An 18,720-nucleotide genomic window follows, 5' to 3' on the forward strand; every position below is an offset into this window, starting at 1 on the left:
TAGTGTTGCGGCAAAGAGAAGGAGGGGGAGGGATGGATCCGCGGATGTACCTCTCGGCGCTGCGCCGCCGTTGGCCGTTGATCATCATCCTGGGCATCCTCGGTGCAGCAGTCGCCTTCTTCTACGATTCGACGTTGCCGACGCTCTACAAGTCCACCGCGAGCGTCTTCGTGTCGACGCAGCGAGGCGATACGACGAGCGAGCTCGTCCAGGGGTCGAACTTCGCCCAGGCGAACGTGCAGTCCTACGCCCGACTGGCGACGACACCCCTGGTCCTGCAGCCCGTCATCGATGAACTCGATCTCGACACGAGCGTGAACGGCCTGGCCTCGGTCATCTCGGCCGATACCCCGCTCAACACCGTGATCATCCAGATCACGGTGCAGAACAGCGATCCTGCACGTGCAGCGATGATCGCCGACGCCGTGACCTCCTCCCTGTCGACCGTCGTCGAGAAGATCTCGCCGACCAGCGCCGACAAGACTCCGGCCGTCAAGATGACCCAGATCGCGTCGGCGCAGGTGCCGGCGGCGCCCTTCGCCCCGAACACACGGCTCATCGTCGCGACCGGGCTGGCCGTCGGACTCGCGCTCGGACTGGTCCTCGCACTGATCTGGGAACTTCTGGACACTCGGGTCCGCAGCGAGAAGGAACTGACGGCAATCACGGGCCTTCCCGTGCTGGGAGCCGTGGCCAAGGGTCCGTCGAAGAAGCCCGGCTGGATCGCCATGCGCAGTGATTCGCACAGCATGCAGGCCGAGTCATACCGAAGGATTCGGGCCAACCTCGAGTTCGCCGACATCGAGCGAGCCGTGCGGAGCGTGATCGTGACCTCCGCGACCGCCGGCGAGGGCAAGTCCACGACGTCGCTGAACCTCGCTCTCGCCATGGCTGAACGCGTCGGTCGGGTCCTGCTCATCGATGGCGACCTGCGCCGCCCCACCATCGCGGATCGCTGCGGACTCGAAGGCTCCGTCGGCCTGACCACGGTTCTGCTCGGCAAGATCTCCGTGGCTGACGCCGTGCAGCGCTACGCGCGCACGGTCGACGTCCTGGCGTCGGGAGTGATCCCCCACAACCCCGGGCAGCTGCTCGGTTCGTCGGCGATGGCCGCGCTGCTCGCCGAGGTGTCGAAGACCTACGATTTCGTGGTCATCGACACTCCGCCACTCCTCGCCGCCACGGACACCCTCGGACTCGCCCATGCGACCGACGGTGCGATCGTGGTCGTCAAGTACAAGTCGACGCGTCGTCAGCAACTGGCCGAGGCTGTCGGATCGATGCGCACCGTCAACGCCCGGTTGCTCGGCGTCGTGTTCGACCGGATCCCGACGCCCAAGGCGATCGAGTACTACTCCTACCACGCGAAGCACTCGAACGGCTCGGCCGACCTGACGGCGTCGGGGCTGGACGAAGTGGACGAGACGGCACCTTCCACCATCGCGCCGGCGGCGCAGCCGGAGTCGCCGGTTCCCGCCGAGGACGTCGAGCCGGCTCGGGAACCAGCACCCTCGGCCGAGCCGCAGGCGGTGGCTCCGACCGTGACCCGCACCAAGAAGACGCGCCGCGCTCGATCGGACGTGATCCACACGAGTGACGCCGGAGCGACAGTCGTCGTGGAGAGCTGACGCCGGTGCACGCACAGGGTCCGGAGAACTCGGGCCTCACCATCCGATTGGTCGCAGGCTTCGCAGTCCTGGCCGCCGGCTCCCGGATCTTCGTGGGCGGCAGCCTCACCGTCGGATTCGTCGTCGCCCTCGTCCTGCTCCCCCTGTGGGTGCCGGTGCTGCGGCGGTACTGGGGTGCCACCGTGTTCGCCGCCCTGGGGATCCTCGCCGCGCTCTCGGGGATCTGGCTGCGCGAAGTGACTGCGGTGAACCACGCCTCGAGCGTCTCCGGCATGATCGCGGGCGTCATGATGCTCCTCGGGATCGTCACCGCCGTCGGCGTGGTGCTGTGGGCCCGCACGATCATCCCCGACTGGATGGTCGGCGCCCTGTTCGGTTTCGCGATGCTCGCCAGCGCCACCCTCGGCGCCGAGACCGGCAACGACAACCCGTGGAAGTTCGGCGTCGGCTTCCCGGTCATGATCATCGTGCTGTCGCTGGTGAGTCGCCCCGGCCTGCGCACCCTCGAGGCCATCGCTCTGCTCGTCTTCGCCGTCGTCGCCCTCGGGACCGATTCGCGCTATCGATTCGCGACGCTCATGATCACGGCGGTCCTCGTCCTCTGGCAGATGCTCCCCCAGTTCCGCACCCGTCGTGCCAGCTCGCTCGCCATGGTCGCGATGGTCGGCATCATCGCCGCCATCACCTACAACCTGGCGACTGCCCTGATCGTCGACGGCTATCTCGGCGAGCAGGCCCAATCACGCACGATCGCCCAACTGGAGGCATCCGGCTCACTCCTGCTCGGAGGTCGGCCTGAGGCCGCGGCGAGCATCGCGCTGTTCCAGTCGAACCCGTGGGGGTTCGGAGTCGGCGTTCAGCCCAACCTCGACGACATCCTCGTCGCCAAGACCGGCATGGCGTCGATCGGGTACCAACCCAACAACGGCTACGTCGAGACCTATCTCTTCGGCGGAGGGTTCGAGCTCCATTCCGTCGCGGGCGACCTCTGGAGTCAGTACGGCATTCCCGGGCTGGCGTTCGTGGCGTGGATCGTCGTGCTCGTGCTGCACACGCTGGGGCAGGGGCTGTCGACGCGTACGGCCACGAGCATCACGATGTTCCTCGGCATCTCGACGCTGTGGAACGTGCTCTTCAGCCCCATCTACGGTTCCCTGCCCACGCTGGTGCTCACCGTCGGGCTCGGGCTTCTCCCGCTGGCAGCCGCGAAGCCGCTCGGCTCGGATCCGCCTGCCCTCGTCTCAAGTCGAGACGCCCTGAGCCCGCTTCCGTAGTCGGAGCGCCGGGCGCTCGACGAAGACCCAGCTCGCCACGGCGAACGGGATCGTCAGGGCGATGGACAGGACGACGAAGCCCGGGATGCCCCAAGCCGCAGCGCCGAGAAGCACGAGGGTCTGCTGGATCGGGAACGCGTAGACGTAGATGCCGTACGAGATGTCGTTCCGCAGCCAGAAGATCCGCTGACGCAGCAGCGCGCCGGTGGTGATGACCGCATAGGCGAGAGGAATGGCGGCGACGACCCTGTAGTCCGGAAGCCAGGCCGAGGCGATGACGATCGCCATCGCGACGATCACCAGCGTCCAGGACGCGCGAATGCGGTGTCGGAAGTGGTACACGAGGCCGCCGGCGAGGAACATGATTCCGAAACGCGCCGCGGCGTAGACGTAGAAGTTGTCGATCGGGCCGTACGACGTCGCGAGCACTCCGATCACGCAGAGGACGAAGGCCGCCGGGAGAGCCCAGCTGCGCTTGATCAGTCCGGTGACCCCGAGGAGGAGCACGCCGAGGTAGCAGAGGAACTCCCACCACAGGGTCCAGATCGATCCGTTCCAGACACCGGAGTCCGGCACCCCGAGCGGAGTTCCGGCGATGTCGTACTGGAAGATGCGCAGGCTGGAGTTCTTCAGCACGTAGCCGACGGCATCCGCCCAGAAGCCCGGTGGGAACACGGAGCCGGACAACCAGATGGCGAGGGGCGCGATCGCGAAGGCTGTGATGATGAGGCAGGTGTAGAAGGCCGGAAGGATGCGGAGCAGCCGGGCGCTGAGGAAGGCCCACCAGTTCGGTCGACGCATCCAGCTGGAGACGATCAGGAAGCCCGAGGCGGCGAAGAAACCGTCGACCCAGATGAAGGCCAGGAGCTGACGGAGCGGTCCGTCGGGGATGTCCTGGCCGGTCAACGGGAAGGCATGCCAGACGATCACGCCGCTCGCGAGCAGCAGTCGCACGGCGTTCAGGCCGTTCGCCCGCGGATCGAAGCGGGCGTCGAGCGTCATCGTCGACCGTTCGGCGACTCTGACCGTCATGAGACGGCGTCCGACTGGTCGACTCTCATGAAAGGCCGCAGAGGGTCCTGGGCGACTCCGTGGCTGAGGTAGTCGGGTTCGGCGTGCGGGTTCACCGGGGTGTCGAGGATCAGGCGATCACCAGCGAGGTGCTCGGCCAGGTGGATGAAGCTCGAGAAATGGGGACCGATCAGGTAGCCGGATGCCGCCAGCAGGTAGAGATCGACGATCGAGGCGCGCACGGCCTCGGCCGAGTTGTACGCGCCCTTGTCGGTCTGCGCGACGACTCCGGGCACCGTCGCGATGATGCGCTCCTGCACCTCGGGGACATCGCAAGAGAGGAAGAACCGGACGTCGGGGTCGGCATCCCTGATCTGCTGCATCCGTGCGACGAACCACTCCACCGGGGACGTCTCGCGGGTCACGGAGTGGGACACGGCATGCGCCCGCACCATGACACCGACGTACGGGGCGCCGCGAAGGTGTGTGTCGAAGAAGGCCGTGACGGCTCGCGCGATCTCGTCGGCGGGCTGGAGGGCGCGGAACTCCTCCTGCCAGGACCGGGCACCGGCCGGGAGCTGGATCGGACTCCCGGTCCTGATCTGCCAGACGTGCTGGCGCCGCTTCTCGTCATCGAGCCAGGTCAAGGTCTCGTCGACGTAGGGGTACACCTTCGCGAGCACTCGGGATGTCGCACGAGAGATCGTGCGACCCGAGAAGTCCCACAGCTCGGGGAACTTCGGGCCGAAGAGCTTGCCGGTGGGCCAGACGTAACTGAAGTCGCGGTTCTCGTGGTCGGCCAGGCTCTTGCAGCCGAGCACAACACGCACCCGGTTCCCGAGTCCGGAGTCGTATCCGTTGTAGGCCACGATCGACGGGCGCAGCAGGGGGAGGGTCATCTCCTCACCTCCCGCGGAACGCGCAGCGCCGGACGGGACCGGTGGGGACCGCCCGCACGTGTCGCGAGTCTACCCACGCCACCGCGCCGGACGACGCGATAGGTTGGGGATCGCTCAGCTTCCGTCATCCGTTCACCCGACTCGAAGGACGACCGACCATCACCAGCCCGTCCCGTCTCCCGCATCCGCCGCTCCGGATCCTGCAGTCCTTCGGCGAGCCGGGGCCGACGACGAATCCCTACCTGACGCAGCTGCTCCGCCGGGTTCCCGGTGTGGCGCAGAGGCCGTTCACCTGGCGCACCGCGCTGTTCGGACGCTACGACGTGTTCCACCTGCACCTGCCCGACGTGCTGTTCCTCCGCAGCAGCCGACTGAGATCCGCCGGCGGCGCTCTTCTGTTCCTGGCCCTGCTGGTGCGGCTGCGGCTGACCAGAACGGCCCTCGTGCGCACCGCCCACAATCTCGCGCCGCACGAGCGTCGCGGTGTCGTCACCACGGCACTCGATCGGCTCAGCGCCCGCGGGACCTCGCTGTGGATCCGGCTGAACGATCGCACGACGGTTCCGGATGGCGCCGCCGCTGCCACCATCCTGCACGGCGACTACGTCGACTGGTTCGCCGGGCGACCGCATCCGTCCCGCCAGCCCGGACGTCTGCTGTTCTTCGGGTTGATCCGTCCGTACAAGGGAGTCGAGAACCTCGTCTCCGCCTTCCAGGACGTCGATGACCCGGATGCCGCCCTGCGGATCGTCGGCCGCGCCACTCCCGAGCTCCAGGCCGAGATCGAGGCTGCCGCCGGTGGCGACGCACGCATCGACGCGGCGTTCGAGTACGTGGACGACGAGCGTCTCGCCGCGGAGGTGGGTGCAGCGGAGTTGGTCGTGCTCCCCTACCGCGAGATGCACAACTCGGGGGTCGCCATCCTGGCACTCTCCCTGGACCGGCCCATCCTGGTTCCGGAGAACCCCACGAACGCCGATCTCGCGGCGGAAGTCGGAGCGCCGTGGGTGCAACGCTTCACGGGAACAGTGGATGCCGCCGACCTCACCCGCGCGCTGAGTGCTGTGAGTGCTCTCGGACCGGATCGCCCCGACCTGTCGAGGCGATCGTGGAGCACCGTCGGCTCGCAGCACGCTGAAGCGTACGAGCGCGCAGTGCGCATCCGGCGCGGGTAGTTGGGCCACGGAGCTCAAGCGCGCCTGTACTCCGAGTAGACGTGGCCCCATGCTCCCGCCACCATCCCGAGCCCCCGATTGAGAGTGCGCTGGCCGTGCGCGTCACGTGACGTCGAGCGCGCCAGACGGCCCCATCCCGACCGCGCGGCGCCCTGGGCGACTCGGGCCGCGCCGCCGGCCGTCAGTGACAGTCGAGCGAGGAGACGGCTGGGCGTGGATCGGCTGAGCAGGAGAGTGGTGCGGCTCCAGGTGTTGCCCATCCTGTAGTAGCGCTGAAGCACCCAGCGGCGGGTGAGACGGGACGCAGGCACGATGTCGAGGACGACGGCGTCATCGCACCACACGATCCGCTCGCCGGCCACGGTCAGGCTGCGGGTGAACAGCGTGTCAGATCCGCCGCTGAGACCGAACTCCTCATCGAAGCGCAGGCCGAGCCTGCGCACCACGGCGAGGTCGAGAAGCAGGTTGTTCGTCGCAGCGACCTCGACCTCGGTGCCGGTCGCGAACCGCTCGCGCGCGAAGAAGCCGCCGCCGACGATCCACGGGTCCGGCTCCTCCTCGTAGTGGGAGATGACGGGCCCGGCGATGCCAGCCGGTCGTTCCGCACGATAGGTGGAGAGCAAGGCCGCCAGCCACTCGCCGACGGGACGTTCATCGTCGTCGATGAAAATGAGCAGGTCGGAGCTTGTCGACTCGTCGATGGCGCGATTGCGGGCGGCCGCGATTCCCGGCGTCGGCTCATGGATGTAGTGAACGAATCGCGGGGGGAATGTGCGGGTCGTCTCCTCGGCCGAGGCCTCCGGCGCATTGTCGATGACGAGGACGTGCACGTCATCGTCCGACGCCTGTGCCTGCTCCACGAGTACGGGGAGGATCGCCACGAGGTCGGCGGGGCGACGATACGTGAGCACTCCGATGGTCACCACGAGCGTGGTGTTCTCATCGTCAGCAGTACGCATCGTCGCCCCCTCCAGCGATCCTTCGGCGACCTCTCTACTGGGAGGCTGTTGCGAACAGGTTGTCGAAGCGACCGGTGACGGGCGCGTTCGTCGCGGAGCTGGGGAGGAAGACCTGAATGGCCACTCCGCCTGCGACCTGCATCGCCGCCGTCGAGTCCGTACCGGTGACCTGCCAGGTCGTCGGTTCCAGTTCTCCGACGCGCCAGACCTTGGCGCGCGTGGTCGTCGGGGAGGTACCGGTGACCTGGACTCGCACCTGCAGCTGCTCGCCGGGCGTGTAGCTGAGCCCTGGAAGAACGATCGCCGTGCCTCCTGACGCCTGCAGTGTGACTGCACCCGTCGCGAAGAACCTGAGCTTGGCACCGTAGGTCCCCGTGCCGACCGTGCGTCCGTAGACCGAGGCGTACGTGCCCGTCCCCGTCGGAACCTTGTCGATGGAGACCTGCGTGCGAACCTCGGAATCCGTCGTCGAGACCCCGTTGAGGTAACCCGTGAGCGTTCCGCCGAGCGGCGCCTTCAGGTTCGCGGTGCCCGAGCCCACCGAGAAGTTCGCCGTACCACCCGACACCGTCCAGGCGCCGCCGACGTCGGCGGTCCCGAGTCCGTTGCTCGTGGTGCGTCCGAAGGCGTCGGTGGCGTACACGGCCGGGCCGGGAGGCGCGACCGTGGTGACGCTGCTGCTGGTGGTCCCTGTGCCGGACGCGTTGTCCGTCACCGTCAACGTCACCGTGTAGGTTCCGGCCACCGCGTAGTCGTGCGTGGCAGTCGCCCCTGTTGCGGTGCCGCCATCACCGAAGTTCCACGCGTAGGCGGTGATGGTGCCGTCGGTGTCCGACGACGCCGATCCGTTCACAGCCAGGTTGAGGTTGTTCACCGTCGTTGTGAAGGATGCCGTCGGCAGTGCGTTCGGCGGCGGAGCGGACACCGTGACCGAGGTGGTCTTCGTGTTGGTCGCCCCGTCATCGTCTGTAACGGTCAGGGAGACCGTGTACGTGCCGGCGGCAGCGTAGGGATGCGTTGCGGTGGCCGTCGTGGCCGTTGCTCCGTCTCCGAAGTCCCAGGCGTAGCCGGCGATCGTGCCGTCGGAGTCGGTCGACGTCCCGCCGTCCACCGAGAGCGAGAGGAAGTTCGCACTCGTGGTGAACGCAGCGGTGGGGGCGACGTTGGGCGGCGGCGCCGGTGCGACGATCACCTCACTGGACGTCGTCGTGGTGGCCCCCTTGTTGTCGGTGACAGTGAGGCCGATGGGGAACGTCCCCGCGGCCGCGTACGAATGCGCCGCGGTCGGACCGGTTGCGGTCCCCCCGTCACCGAAGGTCCACGCATAGCTGGCGATCGTGCCGTCGGAATCGGTCGATCCGCTGCCGTCGACGGTCACGTCGAGGTTCGTCACCGTCTTGGTGAAGGATGCCGTCGGCGGCACGTTCGGCGGCGGCGACGACACGACCACGGATGAGGAGGTCGTTCCGGTCGCACCCTTGTTGTCCGTCACCGTCAGCGACACCGTGTACGTTCCGCCGGCCGCGTAGTCGTGGGTCGGCGAGACTCCGGTGGCAGTACCGCCGTCACCGAAGTTCCACGCGTAGCTCGCGATGGTGCCGTCGGAGTCGGTGGAGCCTGATCCGTCGACCGCGACCGTGAGGACGCCGGGCGTCGACGTGAATGACGCTGTCGGAGCGACGTTCGGGGTGACTCCCGTGCCGAGGGCGTAGTGCGCCGAGACGTCCGTGGCGCTCAGCACGGTGCTGTACACGGCGGCCTCGTCGATGCGTGCGTTGATGAACGCGCTCGATGAGCCCCAGGTAGTGTCACCGCCGACGCGCCAGTACCCGTCGTAGCCCTGGGCGTCGGTCTGCCCGTTGGTCCCGATGAGTTCGCCATCGAGGTAGAGGGCCATACCGGTCGACGTGGACTGCGTCGCCACCATGTGGTGCCAGAGACCGTCGTTGTATGCCCCTGGGGTGGTGATCGTGTTCGTGAATCCGGTCCAGACCCCGAACACCACCTTGCCGTCGTCCTGCATGTAGACGTGGCGGTCGTAGCTGCCCGAGGTGCCCGAGTTCGCGGAGCCGAAGCCGATGAGCTTGCCTCCACTGTTCGTCGTGGTGTTGAACCACAGCTCCTCGGAGTAGTTCTTCGGGTTGCTGAACACCGTGTTGCTGGCCACCAGCCCGTTGGAACCGTTGAACGATGCGGCCTTGTTCGTGGTGCCCGCGATGGCGCCGGTGACGCCCTTGGTCACGCCCCCCGAGTAGGAGCCGTCGTTGTCCGCGGTGCCGGAGTCGTTCGCCGTCCCGGCTCCGACGCCCTCGTTGAGGCGCCAGTACAGGTCGGGAGAGTCATTGAACACTCGAGCCCCGTAGCTGTCGGCCGGTGCGGTCGGGATGCTGCTCGTGCGGCCGGACTTCACCCAGTGCGAGTCGACCTGCTGGAGCGACAGCGGAGCGGGGTAGATGGCGACGTCGTCGATCGTTCCCTGGAAGAAGTTCGCACCTGCCCAGGACGAGTCGCCACCGATGCGCCAGAAGCCCGAGTAGGCCTGACCGTAGGTGGTGTCGGAACGCTGTCCGACGCGCAGGCCGTCCACGTAGAGCTGCATGCCCGACGGGCCCAGGTTCCCCACCACGTGGTGCCACTGTCCGTCGTTGTACCCGGTCGCGCTCTGCAGCGTTCGTGACTGGCCCGGGTACACCCCGAACAGCACCCGACCGGCGCCGTCCATGTACACGTGACGGTCGTAGTTCGACGACGTTCCCGTGCTCGAGTTGCCGAATCCGACGATCTTTCCGCCGGCGGTGCTCGTCGTCTTGAACCACGTCTCGATCGCGAAGCTGTCCGGGCCCGGGATCGCGGCCTGAGTCGACACGAGACCGCTCGAGTCGCCCGAGAAGGTGGCCGCGGTGTTCGAGTCGGAGCCGATGGCTCCGGCCGCACCGAAGGTCACGCCGGAGCCGGCAGCGGAGTCCTGCGAACCGGCCCAGTCGTAGACCGTGGGGCCAGAGGTCTCACCCAGTCGCCAGAAGTCGGTCGGGTCGTCGTCGAGCACGTCGGTGGCGTACGCCGAGAGCGATCCGGTCGATGCGACGACGACGCTCACGTTGTTGCCGTTGACGACGTTGCCGAACGGGTCGGTCACTCGGATGCGGTAGGTGTACGTCGCTCCTGGTGTCAGGCCGGTGTCGACGAACTTCATCGTCGGCAATGTGTAGAAGTTGGAGTTCACCGTCGTCGTGTAGACCGGGCTGGCGGTGGCGCCGTTGCGGATCACGTCGTACTTGAGGCTCGCATTGTCACGATCCCAGTTCGCCGGCCACGCGATGCGTGCCGTGCCGGTCGCGAACGAGACGACGTTCGGGACGTAGTTGGCCCCACTGAGTCGGGGCGCATCCTTGTTGGGAGCGACGGTCTTGGCGGCGAAGCGCACGAGCCCCTGCTGCTTGATGTTGTTCACGCGGGTGAACTCGCCGCCGTAGAGGACGTACTTCTTGTCGGCGCTGCCGCTGACCGACCAGCCGCCCTGGCCGACGCCGGTGAAGGTTCCGGTGTTGATGTCGGGGAACCAGTCGAGCAGGGCGGGACGAGGCGTTCCGCCCCAGTTCGTGTAGCCGAGCGGGTCGTTGGTGATGGTGCCCTGCACCGTCTTGGTGAAGGCGAGCGCGCGGTGCATCTGCCACGGGTCGGTCTGCGGGAAGGCGCCGATGTTTCCGCAGTAGTGCGCGTGACTCGTCGTGTAGATCGTGTCGCCGGCCGGGTACACCGAGTACGTGTCTCCGTGGCAGTCCTCGACCCAGATGATGTCTCCTGTGTCCCAGGTCGCGTAGAAGGTGCCCTCGAGCGTGCCGGATCCGTAGTGCTGCCCGGTGCCGTAGACGCCGCCTTCATCGGAGGCGAGGCTGCTGATCGCAGCGTTGGCATCGGCGTTGCGGACCTTGTTGTTGACGTTGAACGTCTTGATCGCCGCGGTGGTTCCATCGAGGGAGGCCAGGCCGTAGCCCGGGTTGGACGAGCCGTTCACGCTCTGGAAGTATCCGCCGATGACGACAGTCGACCCGTCGGACTTGACGACGATGGACGTGGCCTGACCGTTGGCGATCTGCGGAGTCCAGGCGGTCCTCGTGGCGCCGGTCGCGGCGTCCAGGGCGGCGCCACCGGCCACCGCGACACTGTTCGCGGCCGTGAACTGGCCGACGACGTAGACGGTGGAGTCGGTGACCGCGACGGCGTTGATCTTGCCGTTGATCACGGGCTTGAAGGTGGGGATCAGGGCCCCGGTCGCTGTGTCGAATGCCGCGATGCGGTAGCGCGTCGCTCCTGCGATCGAGGTGAAGCTGCCGACAACGTAGAGCCGCTTGCCGTCGGGCGAGACCGCGAGGTTGCGCACCCGGGCATTGGCGTTGGGAGCCCACGAAGCGTCGAGGACGCCTGTCGTGAGGTTGTACGAGAGGATGTTGTTCCGGACGACAGTGTTGACCCCGGGATCGGCGCCGGCTGGCCTCGCCGTGCCGAACTCACCACCGGCGAACACCTTGTTGCCGACGACCTCCTGGTCCCAGACGACGCCGTCTATCTGGACCGTGGGGAGCACGTCCGAGGAGACGGTCTCAGGTGTACCGGCTATCGGTGGCGCCGTATCGGCGACCGCCGGTTGAGCGACCAGTACGAGTCCGGCTGTGACAGCCAGGACTGTAGCGATGGAAAGTACACGTGAGCGGGCGAAGACACGCATCGGGCAGGCCTCATTCGGGTATGGAGGCGACCTTCGGGTGATCGCCAGCCTGAGGCAGAGTTTAGTGACGAATACTCAAACTCAATCCCCCCCAAAAGGGGCCGATTCCTTAACCGGCGACAGAACCCTGGAACGCCGTCACGGGAGTTCCGACCTGGTAATCGAACGTGATCAGGACGTCGTCCCGCTGGTCCTCGGGAATCGTGAAGATGAGAACCCCCTCGGCCGTCCCGCCGGCAGCCACCTCCGCCGGCAGCGGAACGCCCCCAGGCTCGGGCAGGCTGTCGGCCGGCGTCTGTTCCGGCCCGTAGTACACGTTCACCAGCGCGCCGGCGAGGGAGACGGCGGCGGCCGTCGTGTTCGACACCGTCACCGTGAAGCGAACGGCCGGACCGGCGACATCGCCTGCGAGCTCGGCCTCCCCCTCCACTGCCTCGAAACCGCTGACGGACACCGCGACACCTGGTGCGGGCTGCGCCGTCGATTCGATGGGCACGGTGGTCTCGATGGGAATGGGCGGTGTCGGCGTGGTGGTCGGTGTCGCCTGGTCGGATGGCGCGATCTCGCCGCTCGTCGAGGTTCCGGTGGGCTTCTGCGAGCTGGACCCGCCCGGACCTCCGGGCGTACCGGCGGCGTTCCCGATCAGTGCGATGACGATCGCGACGACGGCGAGCACCACCAGTCCCGCAGCGATGAGCAGGATGATGCGGCGCCGCGACGGATCTGCGCCCGCCGAGGTGTTCGGATCGGTCATGGCTGAGCCTCTCTGGGGGAGAGGTCACACTATACGAGCATCCGCCCCACCCATGCCAGAGACGCCGCCCCACCCGTTCGCGGCACGCGCGAGCGGGTGGGACGGCGTCGGGTCAGCCCTGGGGATCAGCCCTTGCGGACCGACACCGGCGACATGTCGTCGGCCCAGTAGTTGCGCTGGGTGTCGATCTTCGTCGTCGTCGGAGCGATGATCGCGCAGTTCGCGACCGACGTGTTGCGCCCGAAGGTGCTGTCGGTGATCTTCAGCCCGGTCACCGGTCCGAGGCTGCCCTGGGCGATGTTGATGGTGCAGCCACCGCCGTCGGCATAGTTCCGCGTCCAGCTCAGGTTGGTGACCCTGGCGCGGTCCTGCGTGACCATGAGCGCCGCATTGTGAGCGCCGGTCAGAGTGTTGTGATCGATGGTGATGTTCGATCCACCCTGCACCTGGATGCCGTCGTCATGGGTCGGCGTGCCGTTCCAGGCCGGGTCCTTGTCGAGGTGGAGGTTGTCGTGCAGCCAGGAGTCCTTGAGCGTCACCTCGCCCTCGGTCAGGTGGATCCCGTCGGTCACGTGGTGGATGTTCAGCCGCGTTGCGGTGAAGTGCGAGCCCATGATCCCGCTGACACGTCGATCCATGGCCGCGAACAGCTCCGAGTCCTGGATGACCAGGTTCGGGTTGTGCAGCAGGTTGTTGACCAGCGGGCCGGAACCGGCCCGACCGCGGATGATCGAGTTCTTGATGGTCACGTTCGCCGCCTTGACGACGATCGAACCATGCACATCGAGGGAGTCGATGACCGTTCCTGCCGCCGTCACGGTGATGTCACCGTCGTGGACCTTGAGCGTCGTGCCCGCGGGCACTCCGGTGTTCTTCGGACCGGGCATGCCGCCCGTCGGAGCCGGTGCCGGTGCCGGGGGCTTCGGCGCGGTCGTCGGGGTCGGAGTCGGAGTCGGCGTCGGCGTCGGCTTCGGAGTGGCCGTCGGCGTCGGCTTCGGAGTGGCCGTCGGCGTCGGCTTGGCGGGAGGCGTGGGCGCCGGGGTCGGAGTGGCCGTGGGCTGGGGTGCCGGAGCACTCGAGCCGGTCGGCACGACCTGGGCGAGGACCTCGAGCTTCAGACGCACGCTGGCGGAGGAGTTGCGGATCGAGACGGCTCCCGACTTCGCGACGAGCGGCAGCAGCACGGTGTTCGTGGAAGCCTGGCCGGGTTCGGCGATGAGGGCCGTGGTGGGGCAGACGGTGGCCGTCGAGCACGCCGACACCGTGGTCGATCGCCAGGCGCCGCTTCCGACGATGCGGACGAGCGCGGCTGTGGCAGTGGTCGACACTCCGGCGAGGGGCACTGATGCCGAGCCGCCGGGAGCAAGGACGATCTCGGAGGTCGCGCTCGGAACATCCGAGAGGACGCCACCGGCGCCTGCAGTCGACCGGAAGAATCCGGCGACGGTGCTGCGCAGCGTTCCGCTGCCCGCGTTGTTGTAGAACTGCACCTGATTGCGAGCACTGCCGCCCAGCTTGACGATCGTGGACTTCTGGCGGTCACCGCTCGGAAGCGGGTTGAGGACCGAGGTTCCAGCACAGTCCGCCTTGGCCTGTCCGGCCGGGCATGCCGAGACATAGCTCGACGAGCTGAATCCCGAAGAGGTGAGGTTCAGCGCGACGGCGGTCGCACCGGCCGGCACACCTGGCACGGTCAGCGTCACGAGTTCGCGAGCGCCGATCTTCTGCGTGGACGTCGACGGGGTCGCGACCGGCGAATACGTGCCGGCACCGCTGGTTCCGCTGGGAACCGAGTACCCGACGACGTCGAAGGCGACGGCGACGGGCTTGGTGGCGTGCACGGTGATCTGCGACTGGCCTCCGAGGACAACACGGACCGGGGCGGATGCCGGGGTCCCGGTGGGAGCGATGAAGGCCGGTGCGACACGGCATGCCTGCGGGGCAGTCGACCCGGCGCAGACGGAGACGGCGGAAGCCGCTGTCGCGCGGGCCGCGGTCACCGACAGCCACACGGCTGTCGCGCCCGTCGGCACGGAGGGAAGAACGGCGGTGGTGGTGCCGCCGGCAGCGAGCGAGGTCCCGGGAAGGACCCGCTGGGGAGCCACAGCCTGATACAGCGACCCGGATGGAGTGGCTGCGTCAGCCGGTGTGGCGACGAGGGGGGTGAGGATCAGCGCAGAGAGAGCCAGGAAGGCACCTGCGATGGTGATGGGGGCGAACAATGGGCGGCTTTGTGTGGTGCGTAAACGCATCGAGGGGGCCTCTAACGGTCGTCGGTCAAAATAGCTGTAGGGAGCTGACACCCGTTCGGGGGATTGCAGCAACCTTACATATGGCCTCGTGGATTGTCACATCGACCTCGGTGCTGCACCGGGGCCTTCACGATAGCGAGGAAGCCTCAGGCGCCTCGATACCCAGAGCAGGGGCCAATTCCGCGCCGAGGTAGGGCGTGAGGGTGTCCGCGAAGAGCGCAGTCATGTGATTTCCGTCTCCGTAGACCAGAACGCCCCCCAACACGGCGGGACAGCTGTCGTCGATGCAGAAATAGGGAGAGAGATCGATGACCTCGACCGAACCGAGCGTGCGAGCTGCTGTCACTTGCGGGTCGGTCACGAGGGACGCCGACAACGTCGTGGCGCACGCCGTCGGATCCGGGTTCTCCATCACACAGGTCGGGGTGTCGTACACGCCGCCGTTGGCCGGCTGGGGGATGTCGTGGATGGCGATGACATCCGCACCCGACTCCTGGATGTCGGTCCAGGCTCCGACCATCGCCGATGCGTCCGCTGCCTGCTGGCTCTCCGGCTTGGCGCCGCCGCCGACGACGCTGCTGCGGGTGGAGACGATCACCGCGTCGTAGTGCTCGCCGACGATCGCACGCAACGCCTTTCCGTTCCATTCCGCACAGCGCTGAGCGCCGCCGATCGCGGAACCGGGGAGCTTCGCGAGCCCGCATCCGCTGCGCAGATAGGTGTCGAGATGCCAGCCGGACTCGACGGCCAGGGTCTTCAACGCACCCATCCACTGCCCGGCGTGGGAATCGCCGGCCAACGCCACCCGCAGCGCACCGGGCTCCTTCGAGCCGAACGAGCAGACGAGCACCTCCGTCGAGCCAGACGACTGCTGACAGCCGTCGGCGGCGCCGTCGTCCCGCGCGATGATCGGGTCGGGAAGAACGCCATCGGACGTCGTCGCAGGTGCGCACCCCGACCCCGGGACCGCAGCGGCGGCGCCGAAGCACGGCGTCCCGGCGGGATCGACGACCGCGCGCATGGCCGCTTCCGATTGTGCGATCCTGGCCTCGCTCGTCGCCCATTGGGCGGCTCCGATGGATGCGACCACGATCATGCCTGCGGCCGCCATCGCGAACACCACCCGCGGACGAACGGCCGGATTCGGCGTCGCGGCGCCGGATCGCCACGAGATCGTTCCCGAGCGGAACGGATCCTCGATGTACTTCTTCGACAGCCATCCCACCAGCAGCGACCCGAAAAGGAGCGCGATCCGGAGCGGGGTGTCCAGCGCCCTCTCGAGCATGATCGGCAGCAGGACGATGAGCGGCCAGTGCCAGAGGTAGACGGAGTACGAGATGGCACCCACGAACTGGACGGGACGCGAGCGCATCGCCGGAGCGAGCGAGAGCCGTCCATCCGCGTGACCGGCGGCGATGACCGCCGCCGTCCCGAGTGCCGGAAGAAGGGCGATCCAGCCGGGGAACAGGGAGTTCGACGTGTACAGCACGGCGGACACGAGGATGGCCGCGAGCCCGGCCCAACTCGCCGCGATGGACTGCCACGGGCGGAGCCGCAGACGTGCGGCGAAGACCGCGAGAACACCACCGATCGCGAATTCCCACACCCTGGTGAAGGTGTTGAAGTACGCGCTCGACTGGTCAGAGTACGTCGCGATCACCGAGAACGCGAGAGAGGCGACCGCGATGCCTGCGAGCGCGAGCCCGAGACGCGTGCGAGCACCCCCGGAGCGAGCGATCACGAACCACGTCGCGGCGATCAGGATCGGCCAGAACAGGTAGAACTGCTCCTCGACGGAGAGCGACCAGAAGTGCTGGACAGGGCTCGATTCGACGGCAGCGCCGAGGTAGTCGACCGAGTTGACGACGAGCGCCCAGTTCTCGACGTAGAAGGCGCTGGCGACGATCTGCTTGCCGGTGTCGTTCCAGAGCGTCTGCGGCGCCCACAGGAAGGTGGCGATCCCCACGACCGCGAGCACGACCAGCGCTGCCGGAAGCAGACGCCTGATCCGGCGCACGTAGAAGCCCGTGAGCGAGAACGACCCCTTGTCGACGACCTGCCGGATGATGTGGGCGGTGATCAGGTAGCCGGAGATGACGAAGAACACGTCGACACCGATGTATCCGCCCGGGAGGTAGCCGGGCCAGAGGTGGTACACGACGACGAGCAGGACGGCCACTGTGCGCAATGCCTGGATCTCCGGCAGGAAGCCTGCTGCAGTGCGCGCCGGAGTTGCACTGACGGGGAGATCAGCAGTGGTGGTTGCACTCATATGGCCGTCGCATTCGGGTTGGTCCGGTCGAGTCGCTCGCCTCGGCCCTCTCGGGCATCTCCACTGTGACACTCTCTCGCTCGCCACACCAGTGGGGTCGCCGGGTGATGTGCGGATAGTCTCATCGCATGCTCAAGCGGATCAAGCGTGCTGCAGCCCGGAGGCGACGGGATGCCGAGATGGCCACGCTCGTCCTGGCCGGGAAGATCCCGATCCATGCCGTCAGGGTCGTCATGCTCCGCTGGTGGGGCGCCACCATCCACGACACCGTCACGATCTCCCATGGCTTCGAGGTGCGCCGCGCGACCGGGCTGAGGATCGGACCGCGGTCCTCCATCGGCAACGGTGCGATCCTCGATGCTCGCGGGGGCCTGACCCTCGGCTCGGACGTCAACCTGTCGACGAGCGTGCACATCTGGACGGGTCAGCACGACTGGCGTTCGCCGGACTTCGCCTACGAATCGGCTCCGGTCTCGATCGGCGATCGAGCCTGGATCAGTGCGCGCGCGACGATCCTGCCGGGGACGACGATCGGAGAGGGTGCCGTGGTGGCGGCCGGCGCCGTGGTCTCGGGGGACGTCGCGCCATTCACGCTGGTCGGGGGAGTTCCGGCCAAGAAGCTCGGCGACCGCCCGAGGAACCTCACCTATCGGTTGCCGGACCGCAGGCTGAAACCCTGGTGGTGGTGATGAGGACACTGGTTCTCTGGGCGAACGACATCTCCACCAACCTCGGAGTCAGGGCGCTCGCCGCAGGTACGGCCGCACTGGTGCATGGTGCGATTCCCGAGGCGACCTTCACCTTCCAGAGCTTCGGCCAGCCGAACCGGCACCTTCCCGGCGGACGGGTGACGAGCATCGCCAAGGAGCGCGTGACGGGTCGGCTCGGGATGCAGAAATGGCTCTCGCAGTTCGATCTCGTGGTCGACACCCGGGCCGGCGACAGCTTCGCCGACATCTACGGGGCTCGTCGGCTGGCCGTCATGTCCGCCATGGCCGAGTGCGCACGCCAGGCCGGCGCCGTCGTCGTCATGGGTCCCCAGACGATCGGCCCGTTCACGTCGGCTCGAGGCCGTGCGACAGGCCGGTTCTCCCTGCGGCGCGCCGACGCAGTGCTCGTGCGGGACAGCAACAGCCTCGACCACGCCAGGAAGCTCGGGCACTCCGACGCGACGCTCACCACCGATGTTGTCTTCGCGCTCCCGGTTCCCGCGGTCCGGAAGACCCGGGACGTCGTCCTGAACATCTCCGGCCTGCTCTGGCGCGACAATCCCCACGTCGACGCCGTCGCCTACCGTGCCGTCGTGACGAGCCTGTACGACCGACTGACGTCATCCGGCCGTACCGTCGCCCTGCTCCCCCATGTTCTGGACTCGAGCGATCCCGACAACGACTTTCCCGCCATCCGTGAGTTCGCGGCCGCCCATGCCCCCGACGCCGAGGTCCTCGCACCGACGGGTCTGGATGACGTCCGTGCCATGGTCGCCTCCGCGGAGCTGGTCATCGGATCGCGGATGCACGCGTGCCTCAACGCCCTCTCCGTCGGGACCCCGGCGATTCCGCTGGCGTACTCGCGGAAGTTCAAGCCCCTGCTCGACGATCTGGGCTGGAGGACGACGGTGGATCTGCGCACGGATCCGGATCCCGCCGCGGCCACCGATGGCCTGGCGTCGAACGCCGAGCTGGTCGCTGCCGTCGAGACGACCCTCGATCGGGCACGGGAACGGCTGCTTCCGGCGACCGACGCCATCCGTTCGGCGATCAGCTAGCC

The 18,720-nt window shown here is 67.6% G+C and carries 12 protein-coding genes; 5 read left to right on the forward strand and 7 right to left on the reverse strand.

Annotated features, from left to right (window positions below):
- Positions 1-32 precede the first annotated feature (32 nt).
- Both ASC59_RS10170 and ASC59_RS10175 read left to right on the forward strand, forming a co-directional pair.
- Positions 33-1,628, forward strand: a complete 1,596-nt coding sequence (locus tag ASC59_RS10170) for a polysaccharide biosynthesis tyrosine autokinase (protein WP_162243183.1) — start codon at positions 33-35, stop codon at positions 1,626-1,628.
- Between the two features lie 5 nt (positions 1,629-1,633).
- Positions 1,634-2,902: an O-antigen ligase family protein gene (locus ASC59_RS10175; protein ID WP_055821692.1), complete on the forward strand. Its 1,269-nt coding sequence runs from the start codon at positions 1,634-1,636 to the stop codon at positions 2,900-2,902.
- Here ASC59_RS10175 and ASC59_RS10180 read toward each other — a convergent pair.
- Positions 2,870-3,934 (reverse strand): acyltransferase family protein, encoded by a 1,065-nt coding sequence (locus tag ASC59_RS10180; protein WP_200942359.1) that lies wholly within the window; start codon positions 3,932-3,934, stop codon positions 2,870-2,872. The two genes, ASC59_RS10175 and ASC59_RS10180, sit on opposite strands and share 33 nt — an antisense overlap.
- On the reverse strand, positions 3,931-4,812 hold the full coding sequence (locus ASC59_RS10185; protein WP_055821696.1) for a hypothetical protein: 882 nt from the start codon (positions 4,810-4,812) through the stop codon (positions 3,931-3,933). The genes ASC59_RS10180 and ASC59_RS10185 overlap by 4 nt, the downstream gene beginning before the upstream one ends.
- 41 nt (positions 4,813-4,853) lie before the next feature.
- Between ASC59_RS10185 and ASC59_RS10190 the strand changes: the two genes are divergently transcribed.
- A complete protein-coding gene (locus ASC59_RS10190) occupies positions 4,854-5,987 on the forward strand; it encodes a glycosyltransferase (RefSeq protein WP_200942360.1) in 1,134 nt (377 codons plus the stop codon).
- Between the two features lie 14 nt (positions 5,988-6,001).
- Here ASC59_RS10190 and ASC59_RS10195 read toward each other — a convergent pair whose 3' ends face one another.
- The 5 genes from ASC59_RS10195 to ASC59_RS10215 form a co-directional block, all read right to left on the reverse strand.
- Positions 6,002-6,946, reverse strand: a complete 945-nt coding sequence (locus ASC59_RS10195) for a glycosyltransferase family 2 protein (RefSeq protein WP_055821699.1) — start codon at positions 6,944-6,946, stop codon at positions 6,002-6,004.
- Between the two features lie 34 nt (positions 6,947-6,980).
- A complete protein-coding gene (locus ASC59_RS10200) occupies positions 6,981-11,531 on the reverse strand; it encodes a PKD domain-containing protein (RefSeq protein ID WP_235492651.1) in 4,551 nt (1,516 codons plus the stop codon).
- Between the two features lie 250 nt (positions 11,532-11,781).
- Positions 11,782-12,426, reverse strand: a complete 645-nt coding sequence (locus ASC59_RS10205) for a hypothetical protein (protein ID WP_055821706.1) — start codon at positions 12,424-12,426, stop codon at positions 11,782-11,784.
- A 125-nt stretch (positions 12,427-12,551) separates the two neighbouring features.
- Positions 12,552-14,648 (reverse strand): right-handed parallel beta-helix repeat-containing protein, encoded by a 2,097-nt coding sequence (locus tag ASC59_RS10210; protein ID WP_055821708.1) that lies wholly within the window; start codon positions 14,646-14,648, stop codon positions 12,552-12,554.
- Between the two features lie 157 nt (positions 14,649-14,805).
- Positions 14,806-16,950, reverse strand: coding sequence for an acyltransferase family protein (locus tag ASC59_RS10215; protein WP_055821710.1), 2,145 nt, complete (start codon positions 16,948-16,950; stop codon positions 14,806-14,808).
- 128 nt (positions 16,951-17,078) lie between these two features.
- On the opposite strand from ASC59_RS10215, the gene ASC59_RS10220 reads away from it, so the two are divergent.
- Positions 17,079-17,639, forward strand: coding sequence for an acyltransferase (locus ASC59_RS10220; RefSeq protein WP_200942361.1), 561 nt, complete (start codon positions 17,079-17,081; stop codon positions 17,637-17,639).
- Positions 17,639-18,718, forward strand: coding sequence for a polysaccharide pyruvyl transferase family protein (locus ASC59_RS10225; RefSeq protein ID WP_235492706.1), 1,080 nt, complete (start codon positions 17,639-17,641; stop codon positions 18,716-18,718). The genes ASC59_RS10220 and ASC59_RS10225 overlap by 1 nt, the downstream gene beginning before the upstream one ends.
- Positions 18,719-18,720: the final 2 nt, after the last annotated feature.

It is taken from the genome of Leifsonia sp. Root1293 (genome assembly GCF_001425325.1).
Classification (GTDB): domain Bacteria; phylum Actinomycetota; class Actinomycetes; order Actinomycetales; family Microbacteriaceae; genus Orlajensenia.